20 protein-coding genes are annotated in these 21,403 nt (G+C 61.5%); 13 read left to right on the top strand and 7 right to left on the bottom strand.

What is annotated here, in order from left to right:
* The first annotated feature begins 129 nt into the window (after positions 1 to 129).
* From ACNPN0_RS14240 to ACNPN0_RS14205, 8 genes are all read left to right on the top strand, one after another.
* Positions 130 to 1,518: an LLM class flavin-dependent oxidoreductase gene (locus ACNPN0_RS14240; RefSeq protein WP_448938939.1), complete on the top strand. Its 1,389-nt coding sequence runs from the start codon at positions 130 to 132 to the stop codon at positions 1,516 to 1,518.
* Between the two features lie 9 nt (positions 1,519 to 1,527).
* Positions 1,528 to 2,061 (top strand): flavin reductase family protein, encoded by a 534-nt coding sequence (locus ACNPN0_RS14235; RefSeq protein WP_208294291.1) that lies wholly within the window; start codon positions 1,528 to 1,530, stop codon positions 2,059 to 2,061.
* A 4-nt stretch (positions 2,062 to 2,065) separates the two neighbouring features.
* Entirely contained in the window at positions 2,066 to 2,491 is a 426-nt protein-coding gene (locus ACNPN0_RS14230) for an ester cyclase (RefSeq protein WP_448937962.1), read from the top strand.
* Positions 2,492 to 2,586: 95 nt separating this feature from the next.
* A complete protein-coding gene (locus ACNPN0_RS14225; RefSeq protein WP_448937963.1) occupies positions 2,587 to 3,393 on the top strand; it encodes a 2-keto-4-pentenoate hydratase in 807 nt (268 codons plus the stop codon).
* A gap of 37 nt (positions 3,394 to 3,430) precedes the next feature.
* A complete protein-coding gene (locus tag ACNPN0_RS14220; RefSeq protein WP_448937964.1) occupies positions 3,431 to 4,903 on the top strand; it encodes an aldehyde dehydrogenase (NADP(+)) in 1,473 nt (490 codons plus the stop codon).
* Between the two features lie 36 nt (positions 4,904 to 4,939).
* Positions 4,940 to 5,329 (top strand): riboflavin kinase, encoded by a 390-nt coding sequence (locus tag ACNPN0_RS14215; protein ID WP_448937965.1) that lies wholly within the window; start codon positions 4,940 to 4,942, stop codon positions 5,327 to 5,329.
* The gene (locus ACNPN0_RS14210; protein WP_105659169.1) at positions 5,326 to 5,511 is read left to right on the top strand and encodes a hypothetical protein; all 186 of its coding nucleotides are present in this window, start codon (positions 5,326 to 5,328) and stop codon (positions 5,509 to 5,511) included. Before ACNPN0_RS14215 ends, ACNPN0_RS14210 begins: the two co-directional genes overlap by 4 nt.
* A 530-nt stretch (positions 5,512 to 6,041) precedes the next feature.
* Entirely contained in the window at positions 6,042 to 7,553 is a 1,512-nt protein-coding gene (locus ACNPN0_RS14205; protein ID WP_448937966.1) for an MFS transporter, read from the top strand.
* Between the two features lie 107 nt (positions 7,554 to 7,660).
* Here ACNPN0_RS14205 and ACNPN0_RS14200 read toward each other — a convergent pair whose 3' ends face one another.
* Positions 7,661 to 9,037 carry a PucR family transcriptional regulator gene (locus tag ACNPN0_RS14200; RefSeq protein ID WP_448937967.1) on the bottom strand — a complete coding sequence of 459 codons (1,377 nt, stop codon included), beginning with the start codon at positions 9,035 to 9,037 and terminating at the stop codon, positions 7,661 to 7,663.
* A gap of 134 nt (positions 9,038 to 9,171) precedes the next feature.
* Between ACNPN0_RS14200 and ACNPN0_RS14195 the strand changes: the two genes are divergently transcribed.
* The 4 genes from ACNPN0_RS14195 (at position 9,172) to ACNPN0_RS14180 (ending at position 13,581) form a co-directional block, all read left to right on the top strand.
* Positions 9,172 to 10,473 carry a flavin monoamine oxidase family protein gene (locus ACNPN0_RS14195; RefSeq protein ID WP_448937968.1) on the top strand — a complete coding sequence of 434 codons (1,302 nt, stop codon included), beginning with the start codon at positions 9,172 to 9,174 and terminating at the stop codon, positions 10,471 to 10,473.
* 93 nt (positions 10,474 to 10,566) lie between these two features.
* Positions 10,567 to 11,364: an IclR family transcriptional regulator gene (locus ACNPN0_RS14190; RefSeq protein WP_448937969.1), complete on the top strand. Its 798-nt coding sequence runs from the start codon at positions 10,567 to 10,569 to the stop codon at positions 11,362 to 11,364.
* Between the two features lie 179 nt (positions 11,365 to 11,543).
* The gene (locus ACNPN0_RS14185; RefSeq protein ID WP_448937970.1) at positions 11,544 to 12,296 is read left to right on the top strand and encodes an SDR family NAD(P)-dependent oxidoreductase; all 753 of its coding nucleotides are present in this window, start codon (positions 11,544 to 11,546) and stop codon (positions 12,294 to 12,296) included.
* Positions 12,297 to 12,507: 211 nt separating this feature from the next.
* Positions 12,508 to 13,581 (top strand): alkene reductase, encoded by a 1,074-nt coding sequence (locus ACNPN0_RS14180; RefSeq protein WP_400341459.1) that lies wholly within the window; start codon positions 12,508 to 12,510, stop codon positions 13,579 to 13,581.
* A gap of 83 nt (positions 13,582 to 13,664) precedes the next feature.
* On the opposite strand, the gene ACNPN0_RS14175 is transcribed toward ACNPN0_RS14180, so the two are convergent.
* The 6 genes from ACNPN0_RS14175 to ACNPN0_RS14150 form a co-directional block, all read right to left on the bottom strand.
* Positions 13,665 to 14,951: a type II toxin-antitoxin system HipA family toxin gene (locus ACNPN0_RS14175; protein ID WP_332489288.1), complete on the bottom strand. Its 1,287-nt coding sequence runs from the start codon at positions 14,949 to 14,951 to the stop codon at positions 13,665 to 13,667.
* Positions 14,948 to 15,601, bottom strand: coding sequence for a helix-turn-helix domain-containing protein (locus ACNPN0_RS14170; RefSeq protein ID WP_105656052.1), 654 nt, complete (start codon positions 15,599 to 15,601; stop codon positions 14,948 to 14,950). The genes ACNPN0_RS14175 and ACNPN0_RS14170 overlap by 4 nt, the downstream gene beginning before the upstream one ends.
* Before the next feature lie 673 nt (positions 15,602 to 16,274).
* Positions 16,275 to 16,937 (bottom strand): GntR family transcriptional regulator, encoded by a 663-nt coding sequence (locus tag ACNPN0_RS14165; protein WP_105656053.1) that lies wholly within the window; start codon positions 16,935 to 16,937, stop codon positions 16,275 to 16,277.
* Between the two features lie 124 nt (positions 16,938 to 17,061).
* Positions 17,062 to 18,054, bottom strand: a complete 993-nt coding sequence (locus ACNPN0_RS14160) for a transketolase family protein (protein WP_448937971.1) — start codon at positions 18,052 to 18,054, stop codon at positions 17,062 to 17,064.
* The gene (locus tag ACNPN0_RS14155; protein ID WP_448937972.1) at positions 18,055 to 18,939 is read right to left on the bottom strand and encodes a transketolase; all 885 of its coding nucleotides are present in this window, start codon (positions 18,937 to 18,939) and stop codon (positions 18,055 to 18,057) included.
* A 52-nt stretch (positions 18,940 to 18,991) separates the two neighbouring features.
* Positions 18,992 to 20,329, bottom strand: a complete 1,338-nt coding sequence (locus tag ACNPN0_RS14150) for an MFS transporter (RefSeq protein WP_448937973.1) — start codon at positions 20,327 to 20,329, stop codon at positions 18,992 to 18,994.
* 245 nt (positions 20,330 to 20,574) lie between these two features.
* On the opposite strand from ACNPN0_RS14150, the gene ACNPN0_RS14145 reads away from it, so the two are divergent.
* Positions 20,575 to 21,348 (top strand): SDR family NAD(P)-dependent oxidoreductase, encoded by a 774-nt coding sequence (locus ACNPN0_RS14145; protein ID WP_448937974.1) that lies wholly within the window; start codon positions 20,575 to 20,577, stop codon positions 21,346 to 21,348.
* Positions 21,349 to 21,403: the final 55 nt, after the last annotated feature.

Genomic DNA, 21,403 nt, shown 5'->3' with positions numbered 1-21,403 from the left:
TTGTCACAATTGCCGACCCATGTGAAATAGAACTCCTTTACCGCTTGACGGTGTGGCCTTCGACACCCTAGTCTGTGATCACTGAATAAACATATAGTTCACCTAGTGAACGCATTGAAGGGATTCAACATGACAAAGGAGATGCGCGTTTTCGCGTTCGACTTCAACGGCCCGGCGCATCTTTCCGCTGGCACTTGGCGCCACCCGAAGGACCGGGGTGGTGAATACAAGTCGCTTGGCTACTGGGTCGAGTATGCGAAGCTCCTCGAAGCTGCCTGCTTTGACGGGATTTTCTTTGCCGACAACGACGGCTATCACGAGACCTACAAGGGCTCGGTGAACGATTCCCTGAAGGACGCCGCGCAGATCCCGGCCAATGATCCTTCGTACTTGATCCCGGCCATGGCCGCGGTAACCAAGCACCTGAGCTTCGGCGTCACCTCCTCTACCGCCTACGACGCCCCGTACAAGCTGGCCCGCAAGTTCTCCACGCTGGATCACCTGACCGATGGCCGGGTGGGATGGAACGTAGTCACCTCTTACACCAACAGCGCAGCGCGGAACATCGCCGGGCTCGAAGCCGCCGAAGCCCATGACGACCGCTACGCCCGCGCCGAGGAATTCATCACCGTGGCCATGAAGCTCTGGGAGACTTCGTGGGACGAAGACGCAGTGCTGCGCGATGCCGCGACCTCCACCTACGTGGACCCCAGTCGCGTGCACAATATCGAGCACCAAGGCGAGCACTTCAGCGTTCCGGGCATCCACCTGTGCGAACCTTCGCCGCAGCGCACCCCGGTGATCTTCCAGGCTGGCGGATCCCCGCGCGGCGTGGCCCTGGCCGCCAAGACAGCCGAGGCTGTCTTCCTGAATGCGATGACCAAGGAAGCGCTGAAGAAGCAGGTCGACGGGCTGAAGGCCAAGGCGCTGGAATTCGGGCGCAACCCGGAGAGCATCGCCACCTTGCAGATGATCACCGTCATCAGCGCTGCCACCGATGAAGAGGCGCAGGCCAAATACGAGGAGTACCTCAAATTGGTCTCCTACGACGGGGCCATGGCCCGCTACAGCAGCTGGGCGGGGGTGGACTTGTCGGCCTTCGACCCGGATGTCCCGCTGAAGGAGATCGATACGAACGCCGGGCAGACCATGCTGAACTTCTTCCTGAAGATGGACCCGTCCAAGGACTGGACCACCCGCGACATCGCCGAGTACATCGGCATCGGCGGCACCTCGCCAGTCATCGTGGGCGGACCGGAAACCTGCGCGGATGAGCTGATTTCCTGGATGGAGCAGACCGGGGCCAGCGGCTTCAACCTGGCCAATGCCATCAAGTTCCAGGACATCAAGGACTTCGCCGAATTCGTCGTTCCCGAACTGCAGCGCCGAGGCGCCATGCGCACCTCCTTCGCCGGGTCCACCCTGCGCGAGACGCTCTTCGGAGAAGGCAACGCCCGGCTGCCCCTGGACCACCCAGGCGCAGCACTGAACCAGCAGACCACCGCACAAGCCAGCTAGGAGTTCCCCATGTCCATCATTGTGACCCCGCAGAACACGGGGATTGATCCGGCCGAATACCGCAAGGTCTTCGGCGCCCTGCCCACCGGCGTCACCGCCATCACCGGCATGACCGCCGCCGGCAAGCCCATGGGCTTCGTCGTGGGAACCTTCATGTCCCTGTCGCTGGAACCGCCACTGGTCACCTTCTGCGTCGACAAGGGCTCGAGCACCTGGCCGACCCTGCGCTCTCTGGGCCGCTTCACCGCGAACATCCTGTCCACCGAGCAGCTTCCGGTCAGCCGGGCGCTCTCCCGCAAGGGCGTGGACAAGTTCGAGGGCATCGACTACGAGATCGGTGCCAACGGCACCCCGCGCATCGCCGGGGCCTCGGCCTGGATCGACTGCGAAGTGCTTTCGGAAGTCGTCGCCGGAGACCACTACATGATTGTCGGCGGAGTGGAAACCATGGAAGCCACAGAGCGTGAAGCGCTGCTCTTCCGCGGCGGAAAATTCGGAGATTTCAACCTTTGGCCGGCACCGGCCCCAACTGCAAAGGCCTAGCATCATGGCATCAATCCTGGAACGCATCACCTCCGCCTGGACCGAGGCGTGGAGCAAGGGCAATACCGCGGCTTTTGCGGATTTGGTATCCGAAGACTACGTGCGCTACTCCAAGACCGGCGAAGAGCGCATCGATGACCTGTTGAACCAGATCACCGAATCCCACCAGGCCTTCAGCGACTTCAACATGGAAATCCTGCGGGCCATCGAGGACGACAACCTGGCAGCAATCCACTGGCGCAGCACCGGGGTGCACACCGGCGAATTCATGGGCGTCCCGCCGACCGGCCGCACGGTGACCGTGACCGGCGCGACCTTCATCAGCCACTGCGATGGCAAGGTCACCGACGAATCGGTGGTCTGGGATCCACGCGAAATGCTTTCGGCCATGAGCATCTGGCACCTGGGCGACCAGCGGATCAAGAAGTAGCGAGCAGCAGCGACGGGGCGGCAGGCAAGCCGCCGCCCCGTCTGCCCGAGACATTCCGGCGGCCCGCGCCGCCCGAGGTGAGGATGGAGATCCCTTTGCCAATCAACATTACCCAGACTGCCCAGCGCCTGATTTCCGCCAAGGAATCACGCCAGCCATTGGAAAGCCTGATCGATCATTCCGCAGGCCCCACGGTGGCCGATGCCTTCCGCGTGCAGCAGGAGATCATCCGGCTGAATGTCGAAGCGGGAGACAGCATCTCCGGCTTCAAGCTGGGCAACATCGCCAAGGCCATGCAGAGCAAGTTCGGGGTGGATGAACCGGACTACGGCTACCTGCTGGCCAGCCAGTTCTACCCGGAGAACCTGCCGATCAGCGCCGCCGGATTCATCGAGCCGTTCATCGAGCTGGAACCGGGCTTCGTGCTGAAAAAGGACCTGGGTGGCAGGCATGTCACCGCGGCAGACGTCATGGCGGCCACCGACTTCGTGGTGCCCGCACTGGAAATCATCGACTCGCGCATCAAGGACTGGAAGATCGGGCTGTTCGATACCCTGGCCGATAACGGATCGGTGGGCGGAGTGATTCTCGGCGGGCAGCCGCGCAAGCTGTCCGAGCTCAATCTCGCCAACCAGCCCGGTTGCATTGAATTCGATGGCCAAGAAGTGGCCCGCGGGAACACCAATGCCATCCACGGCAATCCTATGTCGGCCATCGCCTGGCTCTGCCGGCGCATCGCCGAATACGGCATCACCCTGAAGGCCGGCCAATTCATCCTGCCCGGCAGCTGCCTGGCCGCCGAGAAGATGGTTCCCGGCACATCGATCACCGGCCGCTTCGAAGGCTGGGGAGAAATCTCCTTCGACTACACGCCGGAATCCAGTTCCGTAACGCATTCCTGAACCGCTCCACAGAGCAGAAAAGAGCTTGAAAATGGCCGTGAGCATTGCGCCAACTACCGAAAACACCAGCACCGAGCAGCTGGAAGCCTATCTGGCCGCTGCGCAGGACAGCTTCGGCACCTGGGCCGCAACCAGCCCGGCTCAGCGAGCCGATATCCTGGACGCCGTGGGCAACGCGCTGGATGCCGCCGCGGACCAGCTGGTTCCGGTAGCCATGGCCGAGACCAACCTGCCCGAGCCGCGCCTTCGCGGGGAACTGAAGCGAACCACCTTCCAGCTGCGCTTCTTCGGGGACCTGCTGCGCGATGGCGGATACCTCGACGCGCGCATCGACCATGCCGATGCGCAGTGGCCCATGGGTGCCGCCCGCCCGGATTTGCGGCGCACCCGCATTCCGCTCGGTCCGGTCGTGGTCTTCGCGGCCAGCAACTTCCCCTTCGCCTTCTCGGTGGCCGGCGGCGACAGCGCCTCGGCGCTGGCGGCGGGCAACCCGGTCATCGTCAAGGCGCACCATGGGCATCTGGAACTCTCGCGACTTACCGCCCAGGTGGTCAACGAGGCCTTGGCCGGGGCTGGCGCGCCGGACGGGCTATTCCAGGTCGTCTTCGGAACCGAAGCCGGGCGCGCCGTCCTGCTGGATCCGCGGATCAAGGCCGCAGGATTCACCGGTTCCATCCCCGGGGGCCGGGCCCTGATGGACCTGGCTGTTTCCCGCGATGAACCTATTCCCTTCTACGGGGAGCTGGGCAGCAATAACCCGGTGTTCGTCACCGAGCAGGCTGCCAGCGTGCGCGGGGAGCAGCTCCTCACCGAGTTCATCGGCTCCTTCACCACCAGCGCCGGCCAGCTGTGCACCAAGCCCGGAACACTGTTCATCCCGCGCGGCTCGGGCTTGCGCCCGTTGCTGTCAGCGGCCGTGCTCCCGGCCGGGGCCGGGCTGCTGAACCAACGTATCCACGAAGGCTACGGGCAGGTGCTGGACCAGCTGTCCGCGCACCCCGGTGTCGAGGTGCTCTCGCAGGGCGGCGAACCGCTGGGCGAGCAGCCATCGCCCACCTTGCTGATCACCGGCATCGACGAGCTGCTGGCAGATCCGCGGGCCTTGCAGGCCGAGTGCTTCGGACCGACCGCACTGGTCGTAGAATACGACTCCGAGCAGCAGCTGGTGGCTGCGGCGCGCACCTTCGAGGGCCAGCTGACCGCAACCATCCACGGCGAAGACGGCGACCAGGTCCAAGAGCTGGTCGCGGTGCTGGCGAACAAGGCCGGACGCGTGCTGTGGAACCAGTGGCCCACCGGGGTTTCGGTGACCTACGCCCAGCAGCATGGCGGCCCCTACCCGGCCACCACCGCGGTGGGGACCACCTCGGTCGGTGCCGCCGCCATCGAGCGGTTCGTGCGCCCGGTGGCCTACCAGAACTTCCCGCAGCATCTGCTCCCGGCACAGCTGCAGGATGCCAACCCGGATAGCGTTCCGCAGCTGGTCAACGGCCAGCCGCGCGGCCGCTGAGCGGAACCGCGAAGTACCAACACGAGGGAATAGCCCATGCATGCCATTGAAGGAATCGTCGAGCACGGAGACGCCCGCGGGCGAGAACTCGGCTTCCGCACCGCGAATATCCCCATGCTGCAAGATGACCAGCTCGATGGCGTGTGGGGTGCCGAAGTGCTGCTGCCCGATGGGCGCCAGGTGCCTGCCTGCGTGTCCATCGGCCGGCGCGCCACGTTCTACCGCACCGGCGGGCAGGTGCTGCTCGAAGCGCATCTGCTCGACTTCTCCGGGGACCTCTACGGCCAGCACCTGATGGTGCGCCTACTGGAATTCCAGCGCCCGCAAGTTGAATATGCGGATGCTGGAACCCTGGTGGAGCAGCTGCATCGGGATGTGGCCGAGACGCGACGCGCGGCACAGCTGCGGGAAAGCGTCCTTGCATGAGCGGGATCGCAATGGCGCCCCCGGCTGCGCCGCCGTCCTGGGCGGTGCAGCGGGTGGCGACCGTCATTGAACGCCAGGGCATCCCGGTGCCGATCCGCGATGCCAAGCGCATCGCGCAAAAAGCCGGGGTGAGCAAGAGCCTGGCCCGCCGTTGCATCCACTACATGGACAGCGGGAAGTAGCTTCCTGCAGCGACCGGGCGCGCTGGAGTGGGCCCCTGGCTCCCAGGCGCTGGACGCCGCGGCACTGACGCGCCGTCGGCAAAATTCTTGGTACCTTCTCCAACTAAGCCGCGCGAATCTCCGCGGGATCATCCCGCTGTCTCGCGCGGCTTTGTGGCGCTGCCTTGGTGCCCTCGTGCCGCTATGGGCCCGGTCATATGGGCAATGCTCCTGCGCCATCGCGGGTTTAATCCGGGACATTTCTGCGCAACGCCCAGGGCGGCAAAAATCATCTCAGTCTCCTTGTCAGCTCCGTTCGTGCAGCTGAACTCATTGAATTTCCGGGCCCCGGAGCTGGGTCCGACGATGAAATGTTTTGCTGAATGTGTTGTGCATCACCGGAGTGTCGTGTTCACTAGATAACTAGCATGATCATCTGGTGAACGTTATGAAGTTCTTGTTTCGCTATTGCAAGTGAAAATTCCACAGCAGTTCATGCGCAGCGAGAGCATCAGATCTCGAAACCAATTCCCGGCAGGAAAGAGAATACGATGAGCGAATCATCGAGAATGCAGCGCCCCGCGTTGCCCAAGGTATCGCGCAGGCTCCGCGCCGATGACTGCATTGTCGTCGACAAGAAGGAATTGCGCCGCGCACAGATCGGCGCGGGCATTGGCAATTTCATCGAATGGTATGACATCGGGGTCTACGGCTATCTGGCAGTGACCATGACCGCGGTCTTCACCGAAGGCATGGACCAGAGCATGGGCCTGCTGGTAACGCTGTTCGGTTTCGCCGTATCCTTCATTGTCCGCCCGCTGGGCGGAATGATCCTGGGCCCGCTCGGGGACAAGATCGGCCGGCGCAAGGTCATGTTCTTCACCATCGCCCTGATGGCCGGAGCCACCACGCTGATTGGCTTGCTTCCCACCGCTGGGAAGGTTGGCCTGTGGGTGATCGTCCCGCTGTACCTGCTCAAGATGCTGCAGGGCTTCTCCACCGGCGGCGAGTACTCCGGCGCCGCAACCTACGTGGCTGAGTTCTCCCCGGATGACCGCCGCGGATTCATGACCTCCCTGCTGAACTCGGGATCGATGCTCGGCTTCGCTGCCGGTGCGGCAGTTGTCGCTGCCACCTCCGCGATCACCACCTCGGCGTGGGGCGAGAATGCGATGCTCGCCGGCGGCTGGCGCATCCCGTTCCTGGTGGCACTGCCGCTGGGAATCGTGGCGATTTCGCTGCGCAGCAAGATCCCGGAATCCCCGACCTTCGAAGCGGCCCGCGAGGCTGCCGAGGTCGGCAAGGTCCATCCAATGTTCGTCCGCCACAATCTGCCGAACATCTTCCGCCACTACTGGCCACAGATTCTCATCGGCTGCGCGCTGATCGCCGCGGATGGCACCTCCTCCTACATGCTCACCAGCTACATGCCCACCTACCTCGAAGCGGAAATCGAGTCGCCGGCGGTCCACACCGCAGTGGCTGCGGTAATTGTGCTGGTCCTGCAGGCAGCGCTGATCCCGCTGGTGGCCATCTGGTCCGACAAGATCGGGCGGCGCCCGATCTACATGATGGCAACCATCGGCAACCTGGTTCTGCTGGTGCCCGCCTTCGCGCTGATGCATGTGGGAACCATGTGGTCGCTGTACCTCTCGCTGTTCATGGTGGCCCTGCCCAGCGCCTTCTTCCTGGCCCTGACCGGCTCGGTCATGTCCGAGCTGTTCCCCACCGCTTCGCGGTACGGCGGCATGGGCGTCACGCACAACCTGTCGATTTCCATATTCGGCGGAACCACGCCGCTGGTCAGCCAGATCCTGGTGAACACCACCGGCAACCACTTCGCGCCGGCCTACTACATCATGTTCTTCTCGGTCATCGCGCTTTTTGCCACCTTCAAGCTGCGCGAGACGGCATCTCGTCCGCTGCTAGGTTCGGTGCCCGTGGTGCGCACGCGCGAAGAAGCGCTGGCCCTGGCCAAGGGACAGGATGAAAATGAGCTGCTGGATACCTCCACCATGCTTCTCGCCCCAGTGCCAGCGCGTGCTCCGGAAACAAGCAGCTAGCTTCGATATGCCTCGCAGCAACCGCCCGGTGGGCGTTCCCGATGGAGGGAACGCGCACCGGGCGGTTTGCATTGCGGGAATTATCCGCTGGAGCCGGTGCGTACTGGCTAGGCCTGCACCACGGGCCAGGCCTTGCGCGCGAGGTAGAAGTCCGAGATATCCACTACTTTGCGTACGCTGCGCCCGGTCAGCAATTCGGCTTGCTTGATGCGGTAAGCCAAGGTCTGCCGGTGGATGCCCAAGAAATTCGCGGTGTGCTGCCATTGCAGGTCGCGGTCCAGCAAGGCGAAAAGGGAATCCCGGTACACGGCTACCTGGTTGCTGGAGCCTGCCAGCGGGCCGAGCACCATGCTGACGATTCGCTCGGCTTCCGAGGCGGATCGGGCCAGCAGTGACACCTGCAGTCCGGAGAATTCAACGAGTTCTCCGGGCCGGGGTTCAGAAGGAATCGCCCCCTGCGCTTCTTGCGCCGCGCCTTCGAGGTCCGCGAAGCGCTGCTGCGGTGAGCTTAGTCCGAAAGTGGCCTGCAATTCGCTGGCGATCGCCCGTAGCACCGGAAGATCCTTCTCGCGCACTACGGCGATGGAGTTGTTCTTCCACGACGTGGCTAGCGGCATCAACCCGTGCAAGGACAGGGACATCGCCACGGCATCGAGCAGCTTTCCCGGGGCGCAGGCGACCCGGAATCCGGGCTCCCCAGCGATCCATGCACCGCCATCGATATCCTGTTCGCCCAGCTTGCCGGCCAGGCCCAGCCGCAGGGAAGTTTCGGCCGCTGCGACGGCATTGCCGGCATCCTGGAGCAGCGAATTGGCATCGACCGCCAGGATCTGCTTGAGGTGCAACAGCAGCAGGGCATCCAGTTGCGCGTCGGCCGGGACAAGCAATTGGGTGGGGCGGATGGTGGACAGCGAATGGCGGCGATGCGCCTTCTTGGGCAGCCTGCCGATCACCGGGCATCCGGTCATCGTGTCCTGGACCGCGATGCCCACCGAGCACAGCTTCTCCACCCAGTCGCCGCTGCGCTTGCCCTTCCGGTTCTGCGATCCGGCTTCCTGGTACATCCGGGAGAGCAGCAGGACCGAGCGGTTCAGCTGGTTGGTGGTCACGGCGGCCACTGTCCGGGCGATCACCACGAAGGGGGTTTGCGGGCCGGTGGACAGCACCGGGAAGGCCAGTTCATCGGCCGCCTGCAGCATTTGGGTCGTGAGTTCGGGCGCGAGTCCGTCCTGGCCGATGATCAGTCCCGCAATCCCCGCGGCGTCCGCTTGGCGGATGAAATCGGCCTGGTCTTGGGCATCGGCGGGGATATTCAGGCCCAAGGCCATCAGCAGTTCATCGTTGCCCAGCCAGCGCCACGGCTCGGCGGATTCGCTGGTCTGCGCCCAGCGCACGATGCGGCCAAGCCCTGTCTGGCCGGCAATCACCTTGGTGTCCAGGGCCGGATCGGAAATGAGTTTGGCGATGGTGAGCAGTTCCGCCATCTTGCCCCCAGCCTTTTGTGCACAGTGATGAAAACAGTATGAATATCATACATCTGCATAAGTGATCTACAAGACATTGCACCATACAGTGGCTACCAGTACACGACTGGCACACACCAAGGGATCGGAACACCATGGACAACACCTACGACTCAGACGTCATCATCATCGGCTCGGGCCTGGCCGGATTGACCGCCGCCCGCGAACTGGGCGCAGCCGACTACTCGGTCACCGTGCTCGAAGCACGCGACCGCATGGGCGGCCGTCTCTACACCGAGGACCGCCTGGGCAAGCACCTGGAGCTGGGCGGAAACTGGCTGCATTGGACCCAGCCGCATGTGTGGGCCGAGGTCACCCGCTACGGCCTGCGCGCGGGCCGCGGCCCGAAGTCCGAGGAGACCTTCTGGTATGCCGATGGCAAGGTGCAGCGCGGGGACCTGGCCGGCTTCATGGACCTGATCGACCACGGCATGCACGCCCTGGTAGGCGAGAGCGGGAAGCTCCTGCCGCGCCCCGACCTGGTCTCCACTGACGTGGAGTTCGCGCAGGCTGACCAGTTGACCTTGCAGCAGGCCCTTGACCGCCTGGATCTGAGCGATGACGAGCGGCAGGCCAATGAAGCGGCCTGGGTGGGGCATTGCAATGGGCCGCTGGACCAGGTCGGCTTCAGCGCAGCGATCCGCTGGACCGCGGCCACCTCCGGAGCATGGCGCGTCATGCATGAGGCCAGCGCCGTCTACCGGCTGGAAGATGGCAATGACCAGCTGGTCAAGGCCATTGCATCCGACGTTCCCGGAGAGATCCGCCTGAATGCGCCAGTGGCCTCGATTGCCCACGATGAGCAGGGCGCCACCGTGGTACTGGCAAGCGGCGAGAGCTTGCGCGCTCGCCGGGTCATTGTCACCGTTCCGCTGAACATCCTGCACGAGCTGGATATCCAGCCTGCGCTGTCGCCGGTCAAGCGCGAGGTGAGCCAGGCAGGTACCGCATCACAGGGGCTCAAGCTCTGGATCCGGGTGAAGGGTCCGATCAAGCCATTCTTCGCGTACTCCACGCAGGAGCACCCGCTCTCGGTGGTACGCACGGAATTCGTGGGCGAAGAGGATGCAGTACTGGTCTCCTTCGGCGCCGACGCCTCACGCTTGGACATCACCAGTATCGAGGACGTGCAGGAAGCGCTGCGTGCCTGGCGCGATGACCTGGAAGTCCTGGAAATCGCGGCCCACGACTGGAACGCGGATCCCTACGCCAAGGAAACCTGGCTCATCCACCGGCCGCAGGCCTACACCACGGGCCAAGCCGAGCTGCAGCGTGCCGAAGGGGCAGTGCACCTGGCCGGCAGCGACCTGGCCAACCTTTGGGCCGGCTTCTTCGACGGTGCTATCGAGAGCGGGTTGCGGGTATCCCGTGAGGTGCGCGCCGCACTCGAAGGGTAATCGGGCCTTGGCTCGATTTATGGGCAGAGTGTTCACCCTGCGGTCAACCGGCTAGGCTGAATAGAAGACTATTCGAAAGGCTGGTTCCCCTCCATGGGAGAAACAAGTGGAAAATCCTCTGGCGGCATGGCGGCAAACCGGTCGGTTTCACGGGCAATCGCGGTGCTGCGCGCCCTTGCCGCCAGGGGGGAACCCTTGACGGTCACGGAGATCGCCAAGCGGATCGGCTTGGCCCGGGCCACGGTCTTCCGCCTCTTGCTGACCCTGGAAGAAGAAGGGTTCGTCGACCGCCAGGACACGCACTACACCCTTGGGTGGGATCTGGCCCGCATTGCCCAGGACGTTGATCCCACCCCTGGACTGCTATCCCGAGTCAGCGACGTGGTGGTGGAGATCGCCGAGATGCTCAACGAAACGGTAACGCTGAGCGTGCGCCACGGGAAGTACGACCTGGATCTCGTGCAGCAAGCGTCTCCCCGCGCCATTGGCATGTCGATGACCGAGCTGCAGGGCCAGCGCTGGCCATTGCACGCCTCGGCTACTGGAAAGCTGCTCCTCTCCGAATTGGATAAGGAATCGATCCGCATTGCTACCGGCAGCAAACTGGAAAAGCTGACGGGCCAGACGATCACCACATGGAAAGCCTTGGATGCCGAGCTGGATCAGATTCGCGAACGCGGCTGGGCAAGCACCATTGATGAATTGGAAGTGGGAATCATTTCCGTGGCCGTCCCGATCCGCGGCGCTGGCAACGATCTCATCGGAATGCTCGCCTACATGGCGCCGCGCCACCGCGTGGACACCGAAAAGCTGGAAGTGCAGAAGATCGAGGGCCTGCTTGAAGGCGCCAAGATGGTCCGCCGACGCATCGTTTCGATGACCGGGGAATAGGTCCGGGAAATGCTGGCGTGCAGCAACCTGCGTCGCCTGGTTGGCTCTGCGGAGCAGTGACTGAGCTCATAGACCTTTGATTGACACGTCATCGACTTTCGAGATGGATCGGAGTAGCGTCCAAGGTATGAGGCCAACGGAAATCCCGTGACCATCTTGAAACGGAAAGTGGGTCCATCATGGCTCAGTATGATGTAGCAGATCGTTCGGCAGTAGTCACCGGCGCCGGTTCGGGCATCGGCCAGGCTATCGCCATCCTCTTAGCCGCCAACGGAACCAAAGTGGTGGTCCAGGACCTCAATGCCGAGGCCGCTGACGCTACCGTGGAAACCATCAAGGCCGCAGGCGGAGAAGCTGTAGCTGTTGCAGGAGATGCCAGCACTTCGGCTGTCATCGACGAAACCATCAAGGCCGCCAACGCCATGGCTCCATTGAAGATCGGCGTCAACAACGCAGGCATCGGCGGCCGCGCCGCCAAGGTGGGCGAGCTGACCGACGAGGACTGGGACAAGGTCATCTCCGTGAACCTCAACGCCGTCTTCCGCGGAACCCGCGCCCAGGCCAACGCCATGAGCGAGAACGGGGGAGGGTCCATCGTGAACATGGCCTCGATCCTCGGCTCGGTGGGCTTCGCCGGCAGCTCCGCCTACGTTTCCACGAAGCATGCCGTGGTGGGCCTGAGCAAGACGGCCGCCGTGGAGTATGCCACCTCAGGGGTACGCGTGAACAGCGTGGCCCCGGGCTTCATCGACACCCCGCTGCTGCAGCAGATGCCCAAGAAAGCCTATGACGCGCTGGTCGACAAGCACCCGATTGCCCGCTTGGGCAAGCCGGAAGAAGTGGCGGCGCTAGTGGCCTTCCTGGCCAGCGATGCCGCGTCCTTCGTGACCGGCAGCTACCACCTGGTCGACGGCGGCTACACCGCCGTATAGCCCGTCGGATCAAGCGGATGCGGTGCGGAGCTGTGCCGCATCCGCTGGTTTATTGCTCCTGGCGAGCCCGCGAATCCAAGCAATGAGCCTCAGGCGATTCCAATGCCTTGGAGCCGTTAGCCAGCTCATGTTTTTAGCCGAAACGGAATAAGTTGCTTGCGGAGGTAGTTACGCTGTGCAACTACAATTTCCAATTCAGGAGTCCCGCCCCATGGATCTGTTTTCCCCTCTCGCCCTCGGCGACCTCAAGCTGTCCAACCGCCTGGTCATGGCACCGCTCACCCGCTCTCGCTCTGGCAAGGACGGCGTGCCCAACGCAGATGTCGTCGAGTACTACCGCCAGCGCGCGTCCCTGGGCCTGATCGTCAGCGAGGGCACCTACCCGAGCTTTGCTGGCCAGGGCTTTGTCCGCCAGCCGGGCCTGGTCACCGAGGAGCAGATTGCCGGCTGGAAGAAGGTTACCGACGCGGTGCACGCCGAAGGTGGCCTCATCGTTGCCCAGGTCATGCACGCCGGACGGGTCACCCACCCGGAAACCACCGGTGCAGACTACGTCGAGGCACCAAGCGCCATCGCGGTTGAAGGCGAGTCACGCACCTATACCGGAAAGCATGCGTACCCGGTTCCGCATGCCCTGGACACCGAAGAACTCCCAAGGATCATCGAGGAATTTGTTGCCGCTTCGCGCAACGCCATCGCCGCCGGATTCGACGGCGTGGAGCTTCACGGGGCCAACGGCTACCTGCTGCACGAGTTCCTGGCGCCTTCGGCCAACACCCGCACCGACAACTACGGTGGCTCCCCGGAGAACCGGGCCCGCTTCGTCATCGAGGTAGTTACCGCTGTCGCTGAAGCAATTGGCGCTGGCAAGACCGGCCTGCGCATTTCGCCGGAACACAATGTCCAGGGCGCGGTAGAAAATGATCGTGCGGATGTGCTGGCTACCTACACCGCGCTGGTCCAGGGCATCGCGCCACTGGGGCTGGCCAACCTGAGCATCCTGCACCATGACCCAGCCGGCGAGCTGGTCCAGTCGCTGCGCAAGGCCTTTGGCGGACCGGTGCTGCTGAACACCGGCTTCGCGGAGATCACCACTTATGAGGAAGCCGCTCGCGTGGCTGCCGAAGGTTGGGGCGAAGCGGTTGTTGTGGGCCGCCCTGCGATTGCCAACCCGGATCTGGTGCGCCGCTGGAAGGAACAGCTGCCGCTGAACGAACCAGATTTCGCGACCTTCTACACTGAAGGTCCCAAGGGCTACATCGACTACCCCTTCTGGGAGAACTAGCCTCTAAAACTTCTGACTTAGTTTAGATGAAGCCACCGCTTCCGTTCGTAAACGGAAGCGGTGGCTTCTCCAGATCCAGCGAGCTACACGTCATGCTCTAGAAGAGTTTGAGTTGTCGCACAGAGATGTTCGACCTTTGGATAAAGCTTGCTCGGTAGTTCGCTGTTGCCTATGGCCTCGGATTCGTTTTCGAAAACTTCTGCCATGGCGATAGGCAGAGCGTACGTCATCGCACTCACTGTCATCCGCAACCACTCTTCATCTATTTTTGCTTCACGAGCAAATCTTGACCAATGCTTTGATGAGACTCTCCCGAACTGTCGCTCGCCCCCGATGGACATGGCGGCCTTCCGCAATCCATCGTTTTTCTTCGGAAAACCGTCGTTACTAACGTGTTCGTAGGGCAAGCCAGATGCGATGTCATAAAATGGCGCAAGCTGCACACGGCCATCAGGGAGATGGAGTATCGAGTAGTTCTTGCCGTGTGCGTCGGGAGCTCCCAAAAGGTAATTTCCTATTAGGCCTTCAATGAATTTTTGAACTTCAGTTTCAGGAGCACGAGCTTCTCGAAGGGTCTTAATGATCTTGAGTGCGCTGGGTCCTCGGTTCGACTCGTACTTGTTTGTAGGTAAGGTCGAAGTGGCCTGGCAGAAGTCTTCTTGATGGACCCGATAGACGTTGTTTCCCTCAATAAGCCGATCGTACCGTTTCACCACGATTGTCGATTGCCCGTCAAACTGCGTGAAGTTGGTTTCGGCAACTTGTAATCCCATGCGTCCCAAAGTCTTCAGGCATAGGTGCTCATTGAGTGCTTGATCTCGAAAATCTTGGATGCCGGGCTTGAAAATGTGGGTTGTCGGTTCGCTGCCAGTGGCTTCATGCCATCCGTCCTGCCATCTCAAAGCGAATTTGCTTTGAGCTCCAGCTAGTGACCACCTTTCACGACCGACAGTCCACGATCCTTTCGGAGACGAAGATAAAACCCTGATGCGTTGACCGATTTCATTGTCGTTGCAAGCCACGAGTTCACCTGCGGAACGCGTTAACTCGTCAATTTCATCCGGCCGTACGAACTGCACTGCTCCTGCACATTCAAACCCAATATGCTCAAGTAAGGCGAAGGGATTCTTTGCCGAAATGCCAAAGTCATCAGCGAACGACTGGCGGACAGCTTCGCCTTCCGGAATTAGCCCCTCGATGAACGGATCAGTAATAGAGCGCTGGTAAGGGGTCTCTCGATAGGGCATTGCCAGGGATAATCTGGCTTGTCTAGAATCTTGTGGGACGAATTGAAATTTTCTGTTACCGGAATGATCTTGTTGAAGGATTCCGACAGGCTGCCCGTATAAAAAGGTCACGAGTTCTTTCATCGCGGGCCCTGTTCGTTGTTCTCATCTTTATTGTCCGGTTCATTGCATTCGTCATTATCAAGAAGTGCTTGATCCTGCTCGCTTTCTACGTCGTTCGCGGTGCTTGAGTTGCGATCGAAAGTCGAAGCATCTGAACTAGGCAACCCTTTTCTAAGTGACTGTTGCAACGCCGATTGACCGAGATCGGAGGCGGCTAGGTTTCGGATGCCTGTTTGGTTGCGCAGTTCTTTGGCGAACTTTTGGAATGAGGATTCGCCGAGCCCCGATGCGGCTAGTTTTCGGAAGGCCGATTGACCTATGTTCGAGGGTGCCAATCTTGGGAAAGAGGACTGATCCAAACTCGAGGCTTTTCTAATTGCTTCCGACGCGGCCGGAGAGATACGAGCTATCGAATGGTAGCGGTCTTCATCTGATGACTCGATTTCGGGTTCAGCATTGAAAGAAAGATTTATTGATATCCCGAGTGCTTCAAAGGTATCTAACACCTTGCCGAGTTCAGCTCTCGTGCGTACACCCTGCTCCAGGCCTATAAGCCATTTGCGCGAAACGCCTGCGCGGTCGGCTAGGGCTTCTTGAGTGAGGCCGAGTTTCATCCGGGCATCATGCACGAATGCTCCGAGTTCCTTTTGGGTCGAAACGTCGCGATTCATGAAACCTCCTGTTGTGCACGTATATACACATTATTATAAGTGAACGTACGTGCACAATCAAGAAGGTGAATATACGTACACTTTTACGAAAGTATACGTTTGTTCACATTGATTAATGTGAATGAACGTGCGCGTAGGCTTAGGTCACTGGGCAACAGGGAGGTTTCAATAGCGAAAGCTTTTGCGTCAAATCGCTCTTGATGAGCTTTTTCATTTGCGCAAAGTCCAGGTCATCTCGATCGCCGAACTTCAGCACCGGAAAAGAGTATGAGGATTTTCGGCAGTCAGAAGTGCTCTTGGTACCTCAAAATAGGGGAGCTGAACGCAGGCCAGGCGTAAAGGGAGCCGGCTATGGGTCCCTCCAAAGCGATGGTATGAATTCCCCTTACTATCACTTTCTTAGAAAATGATAGTAAGGATCCGTGTTGCTATCACTATCCGCTTGGTGGTTCGTGGTGGCGACGTAACCAGTCGAGGAGCAGCACGTGGAAAAAGGAGCGGATCAACGATCCCGTCCGGCACCATTGTCAGGGGCGACTGAACGCTTTGTTCGATGAACGTCCGGCTTTCCGGACCGTATTACCGTAACCGGTACAAGTCCGGTTGGGCCCCGCCGCATCGAGGCGTAGCACAAACACCTCGAGGAGCGAGATGGGCAGACCGCAGAAGATTCCTATGAGCCCATCAGGGTTTCGGCGGCAATGCGCATATGCTCGGAGATTTCCGCGCTGACCGCGGCCCTGTCGCCAGCTTCGATGGTGTCCACCAGCTTGAAATGCCGTGCGACATCCATATTGCGCACCCCGCGTTCGTAGCCGCCGAACATGATGGACATGCGGATGGAGCCCTCAAGCTGCTCCCAGGCATGCAGCAAGGTGTCATTCTCGGACAGCCGGCACAGAGTGCGGTGGAACTCGAGATCCGCTTCGATCCGCTCCTCGATTTCATGGCCCTCGAGTTGCTCCATGGTGCTGACCGCGGAGCGCAGTTGCGCGAGAGCGTCTGAAAGGTCTTCGCGCTGCAGCAACGTCGTTGCCGCCAGGGTTTCCAGCGAGGCACGCACCGCGAAGATGTCCTGGATTTCCTTGTTGTCCAGGTGGCGAACTGACAACCGGCCGCGTTCGCCTGCGGAGACCAGGCCTTCCTGCTCCAGCTGGCGCAAGGCTTCGCGCAAGGTGCCGCGGCTGATCTGCATGGAGGCAGACAGCTCTGTTTCCACCAGATGGGTGCCTTGCTCCAGTTCACCGGTCGTGATGGCGCGGCGCAGGGCGATCAGAGCCTGCTCGCGCAGGCTCTTTTTCCGAAGCCCCACCAAGGAAGAATCGGCCATAGCCATAAAGCGCCCCTCAATCTTGGAGATCAACTGTTGATTGTTAACTGTTGATTTTAGCGCCTTTGGCGGGTGCGTCGAGAGCAACGCACCCGCCAAAGGCGATCGTTCTGGTGGATTACCCGGCGAGCTAGCCGAGTTCGGAGAGGACCTTGGACACAATCGCGCTGATCGACAACCCATAGCGGTCATGGAGTGTTGGCAACGCGCCCGCATCCAAGAACTCATCGGGCAGGCCGATGGGAACGACCTTAGAGGAAACACCGCCGCGGATCATGGTGGAAGCCAGAGTTTCGAACAACCCGCCGATGACCGAGTGGTTTTCCAGCGTGACTACCAGACGGTCCCCGGCCACCTCCTTCAGAACTGTTTCCGAGTCGAAGGGCTTGATGGTGGGGGAGTGGACCACGGAAACGTCCACGTTGTGCTTGGACAGTTCCTTCGCGGCATCCAGTGCGCGCATGGTCATCAGGCCGCTGGAGACGAAGACGACGTCACGTCCACCGCGTAGTACTTTTGCCTTGCCCAATTCGAAGCTGTAGTCGTATTCATCCAGGACGGTAGGCACCTTGCCGCGCAGCAGGCGCAGGTAGGTTGGCCCTTCAGAAGCCGCTAGCTGCGGCACCGATTGCTCGATGTCCACCGAATCGCAGGGATCCACGATGGTCAGGTTCGGCATCCCGCGGAAGATGGCAATGTCCTCGGTGGCCTGGTGGCTCGGGCCATAGCCGGTGGTCAGCCCGGGCAGGCCGCCCACGATATTCACATTGAGGTTCGGCTCGGCGATATCCAGGCACAGGAAGTCATAGGCCCGCCGGGCCGCGAACACCGAATAGGTGGAAGCAAAGGGAATCATGCCCGTTTCGGCAAATCCCGCGGCGGCCCCGAACAGCAGCTGCTCGGCCATGCCCATCTGGAAGAAGCGCTCGGGATGCTGCTGGGCGAAGATGTGCATATCCGTGTACTTGCCCAGATCGGCAGTCAGGCCCACGATGCGCGGATCCTGGTCGGCCGCCTTGGCCAGGGCATGGCCGAAAGGAGCTGGTGCGGTCTTCTGGCCCGGCTCCGCGAAGGAGGCAATCATGGCCGAGGTTTTCAAGCGTGGTTTGGCGGTGGCAGACATTTAGGAGTTGCTCCCTTCGAAGCCTTCGGTGAGTTGGTCGCGGCAGATCTGCCATTCGTTGTCTTCAATGCGCATGAAGTGGGCTTTCTCGCGGTTTTCCAGCAGCGGAACGCCGCGGCCTACCTTGGTGTCGCACAGGATGACCGAGGGGCGCGAGGCGAGGGCCGCTTGGGCCGCGATGTTGTCGAAGGCCTGCAGCAGCGCTCGCGGGTCATTGCCGTTGATCCGCTGGGCATACCAGCCGAAGGCCTCCCACTTTTCGGCGACCGGTTCGGTGCGCAGGACCCCGGCGGTCGCGCCATCGGCCTGCAGGGCATTGATGTCCACCATGGCCGTCAGCTGGCCCAGCTGGTGGTGGGCGGCACCCATGGCCGCTTCCCACGTGGAGCCTTCATCCAGTTCGCCATCTGAGAGGAAATTGATCACCCGCTGCGTCCTGTTCTGGTGGCGCAGCCCCAGGGTCATGCCCACAGCGATGGACAGGCCGTGGCCCAGCGAGCCGCCGGAGATTTCCATGCCCGGGGTGTAGGTGGACATTCCGGACATCGGAAGCCTCGAATCGTCCGACCCGTAGGTTTCCAGCTCTTCCACCGGGATGATGCCCGCTTCGGCCAATGCGGCATAGAAGCCGATGGCGTAGTGGCCGGTGGAAAGCAGGAAGCGGTCGCGGTCTTCCCAGTCCGGTTCTGCCGGACGGAAGTCCAGCTGGTCCGCGTAGACGGCGGCGAACATGTCCGCGGCGCCCAATGCCTGCCCTACATAGCCTTGGCCCTGCACCTCGCCCATATTCAGCGAGTGGTGGCGGATGCGGTACGCGGCGTCGCGGACCCTTTCGGTGCGCTGGCCCAAAGTCAGCGTTTGGTTGTCGGTGGCTGCAATTGCCATGGGAAGTCCTTTCAGGAATTCAACGGGTCGGGGTTCGGGTTGGCTAACCGAGTCAGACGCAGCTTTTCTGCGGATTCTCGGCGATGGCTTGGTCAGCAAGGTGGCGTTCGCGAGGGCCCCAGGTTTCCTTGGTTACCAGAGCCGCCCACAAGCCGATTAGCGCGTAGCCGATGAAGAGCGCGGCCGGGCCCATCCAGCCGAACTGCATGAAAAGCAAGGTGGTGATGAACGGGGTGAAACCGGAAACCATGGCCGAAATCTGGTAAGCCAGTGAGGCGCCGGAGGAGCGGGTCTTGGCCTGGAAGAGCTCCGGGAACCAGGCCCCCTGGGCACCTGCCATGGAGTTCTGGCAGATGGCATAGGAGATCACGATCGTGGCGATGATCATCAGGAACGAGCCGGTGTTGACCATGAGGAACATCGGAATGCCGAAGAGCGCGGCAAAGGCGCAAGCGAAGAGGTAGACGGTGCGACGTCCAACGCGGTCGGTGAGCCGGCCCCAGCGGTAGGTCGCGTAGATGCCGATGGCCGAGGCGATGCTCAAGGCGGTCAGCGTCTGCCAGTTCGCGGCCAAGCCAGTGGTGTGCAGGTAGGAGATCATGTAGGTGATGGAGACCGCGTAGCCCGCGGTCTCGGCAATGCGAAGCCCGATGCCGCGCAGGATATTGCGCCAGTCGGTGCGAATGACATCCTTGATCGGCGACTTGACGATCTGCCCTGATTTCTTCACGTCATCGAAGACCGGGGACTCCGGGACCTTCGAACGGATGACCAGTCCCACGATCACCAGCAGCAGGCTGGCCAGGAACGGAACACGCCATCCCCAGTCGCCAGGCAACTGCACGCTGACCAGGAACACCAGATTGGCCAGCAGCAGCCCTACCGGGAATCCGGACTGGACAATCCCGGTGAACCTGCCCTTGTGCTTCCATGGCGCGTGTTCGTAGGTCATCAGGATTGCCCCGCCCCATTCGGCGCCGAAGGCCAGGCCCTGGACGATGCGCACGAAGACCAGAAGCGCTGGAGCCAGCACGCCGACCTGCTCGTAGGTGGGCAGCACGCCGATGAAGAATGTGGCAAGACCCATGACGATCAGCGAAGTGACAAGCACCGGCTTGCGCCCGATCTTGTCACCGAGATGGCCGCCGATGATCCCGCCCAAGGGACGGGCAGCGAAACCTACGCCCAAGGTGGCGAAGGATGCAAGCGTTCCCGTGAGCGGGTCAGCGCCGGGGAAGAATGCATGTCCGAAATACAGGGCGGCCGCGGTGCCGAAGCCGATGAAATCGTAGGTTTCAATGGTGGCTCCAACGCTGGAGCCTATCGCGACGCGCTTGGCGTCCTTGGTGCCGTGGATCGGGCCACGCATTTCTAGAGCTTCGCTGCTCATGAGTGGCTCCCTTCGTGAGTTGTGGGATGCGGGCAATTTTCATTGTTGACAGTCAACACTAATAGAAGTGTGAGCGACGGCACAAGTTCTGTCAAGAGAAAATTTAACAGTTGACTGTCAACAGTAAACAAAACTATCGTGGTGTGCACCACAAACTTCTGGTGCGTTTGTCCAAGGCTGAGCACCGCAACCACCAAGTTCGCCTCATCGTTGTTCGGGCGGGCCGTATTGAAAGCAGGAATCCGATGAATCAAACCCAGCGCACTGCAGTACTAACCGGTGCCACCTCGACACAGGGGATCGGCATCGAAACCGCCCGGCACCTGGCCCGGGAAGGCTGGGGCATAGCAATTCTGGATCTGGACCACTCCGCATCCGAGCGCGTAGCCACGGAGATTGCAGAGGAATTTGGCGTGCCGGCATTCGGCCACCAGATCGACGTTGCCGACGAATCCTCGGTCGCCGCGGCCCAGGCGGCGGTGGCAGCCCGCGTCGCCGCGGGGGAATTGCCTCCTACCGGTGCCGTCGTGAACATCGCGGGGATTACCTCCCCGGTGGATTTCCTGGATACGACTTTGGAGATCTGGAACAAGATCATGAACGTCAACGCCACGGGCACGTACCTGGTGACTAAGGCATTCCTGCCGGAAATGATCGAGAGCGGATGGGGACGTGTGATCAACATGTCCTCTGTTTCTGCCCAGCGGGGCGGCGGAGTCTTCGGCAAAGTCCCCTATTCCTCGGCGAAAGCGGCAATCCTCGGGTTCACCAAGGCGCTGGCCCGCGAAATCTCGGCCAGCGGCGTCACCGTCAATGCGATTGCGCCGGGCGCTGTGGATACCAACATCCGTGTTGGCAGCACCGACGAGCAGGAGGCGGCCATTGCCGCGGGCATCCCCATTGGGCGCACCGCAGCCACCGGGGAAGTCGCATCGGTCATTGGCTTCCTAGCCTCAGAAGGTGCTTCCTACCTGACCGGCACCACCATTGACATCAACGGTGGCAGCCACATGCATTAGCAGTTCCTGGCTTGGGCCAGTCCAAGGACTAGAAGAAGCCAGCGGCCCCCCCCCG

Source organism: Glutamicibacter sp. AGC84 (assembly GCF_053543575.1).
The sequence above is the reverse complement of the archived record's forward strand: the minus strand, read 5'-3'. Positions and strand labels throughout refer to the sequence as shown.

Coding starts and splice junctions, on each gene's coding strand:
- ACNPN0_RS14205 (WP_448937966.1), top strand. CDS start 6,042: ATGAGCGAATCATCGAGAATGCAGCGCCCCGCGTTGCCCAAGGTATCG.
- ACNPN0_RS14190 (WP_448937969.1), top strand. CDS start 10,567: ATGGGAGAAACAAGTGGAAAATCCTCTGGCGGCATGGCGGCAAACCGG.
- ACNPN0_RS14180 (WP_400341459.1), top strand. CDS start 12,508: ATGGATCTGTTTTCCCCTCTCGCCCTCGGCGACCTCAAGCTGTCCAAC.
- ACNPN0_RS14150 (WP_448937973.1), bottom strand. CDS start 20,329: ATGAGCAGCGAAGCTCTAGAAATGCGTGGCCCGATCCACGGCACCAAG.
- ACNPN0_RS14240 (WP_448938939.1), top strand. CDS start 130: ATGACAAAGGAGATGCGCGTTTTCGCGTTCGACTTCAACGGCCCGGCG.
- ACNPN0_RS14230 (WP_448937962.1), top strand. CDS start 2,066: ATGGCATCAATCCTGGAACGCATCACCTCCGCCTGGACCGAGGCGTGG.
- ACNPN0_RS14145 (WP_448937974.1), top strand. CDS start 20,575: ATGAATCAAACCCAGCGCACTGCAGTACTAACCGGTGCCACCTCGACA.
- ACNPN0_RS14175 (WP_332489288.1), bottom strand. CDS start 14,951: ATGAAAGAACTCGTGACCTTTTTATACGGGCAGCCTGTCGGAATCCTT.
- ACNPN0_RS14170 (WP_105656052.1), bottom strand. CDS start 15,601: ATGAATCGCGACGTTTCGACCCAAAAGGAACTCGGAGCATTCGTGCAT.
- ACNPN0_RS14210 (WP_105659169.1), top strand. CDS start 5,326: ATGAGCGGGATCGCAATGGCGCCCCCGGCTGCGCCGCCGTCCTGGGCG.
- ACNPN0_RS14200 (WP_448937967.1), bottom strand. CDS start 9,037: ATGGCGGAACTGCTCACCATCGCCAAACTCATTTCCGATCCGGCCCTG.
- ACNPN0_RS14185 (WP_448937970.1), top strand. CDS start 11,544: ATGGCTCAGTATGATGTAGCAGATCGTTCGGCAGTAGTCACCGGCGCC.
- ACNPN0_RS14165 (WP_105656053.1), bottom strand. CDS start 16,937: ATGGCTATGGCCGATTCTTCCTTGGTGGGGCTTCGGAAAAAGAGCCTG.
- ACNPN0_RS14155 (WP_448937972.1), bottom strand. CDS start 18,939: ATGGCAATTGCAGCCACCGACAACCAAACGCTGACTTTGGGCCAGCGC.
- ACNPN0_RS14235 (WP_208294291.1), top strand. CDS start 1,528: ATGTCCATCATTGTGACCCCGCAGAACACGGGGATTGATCCGGCCGAA.
- ACNPN0_RS14195 (WP_448937968.1), top strand. CDS start 9,172: ATGGACAACACCTACGACTCAGACGTCATCATCATCGGCTCGGGCCTG.
- ACNPN0_RS14160 (WP_448937971.1), bottom strand. CDS start 18,054: ATGTCTGCCACCGCCAAACCACGCTTGAAAACCTCGGCCATGATTGCC.
- ACNPN0_RS14215 (WP_448937965.1), top strand. CDS start 4,940: ATGCATGCCATTGAAGGAATCGTCGAGCACGGAGACGCCCGCGGGCGA.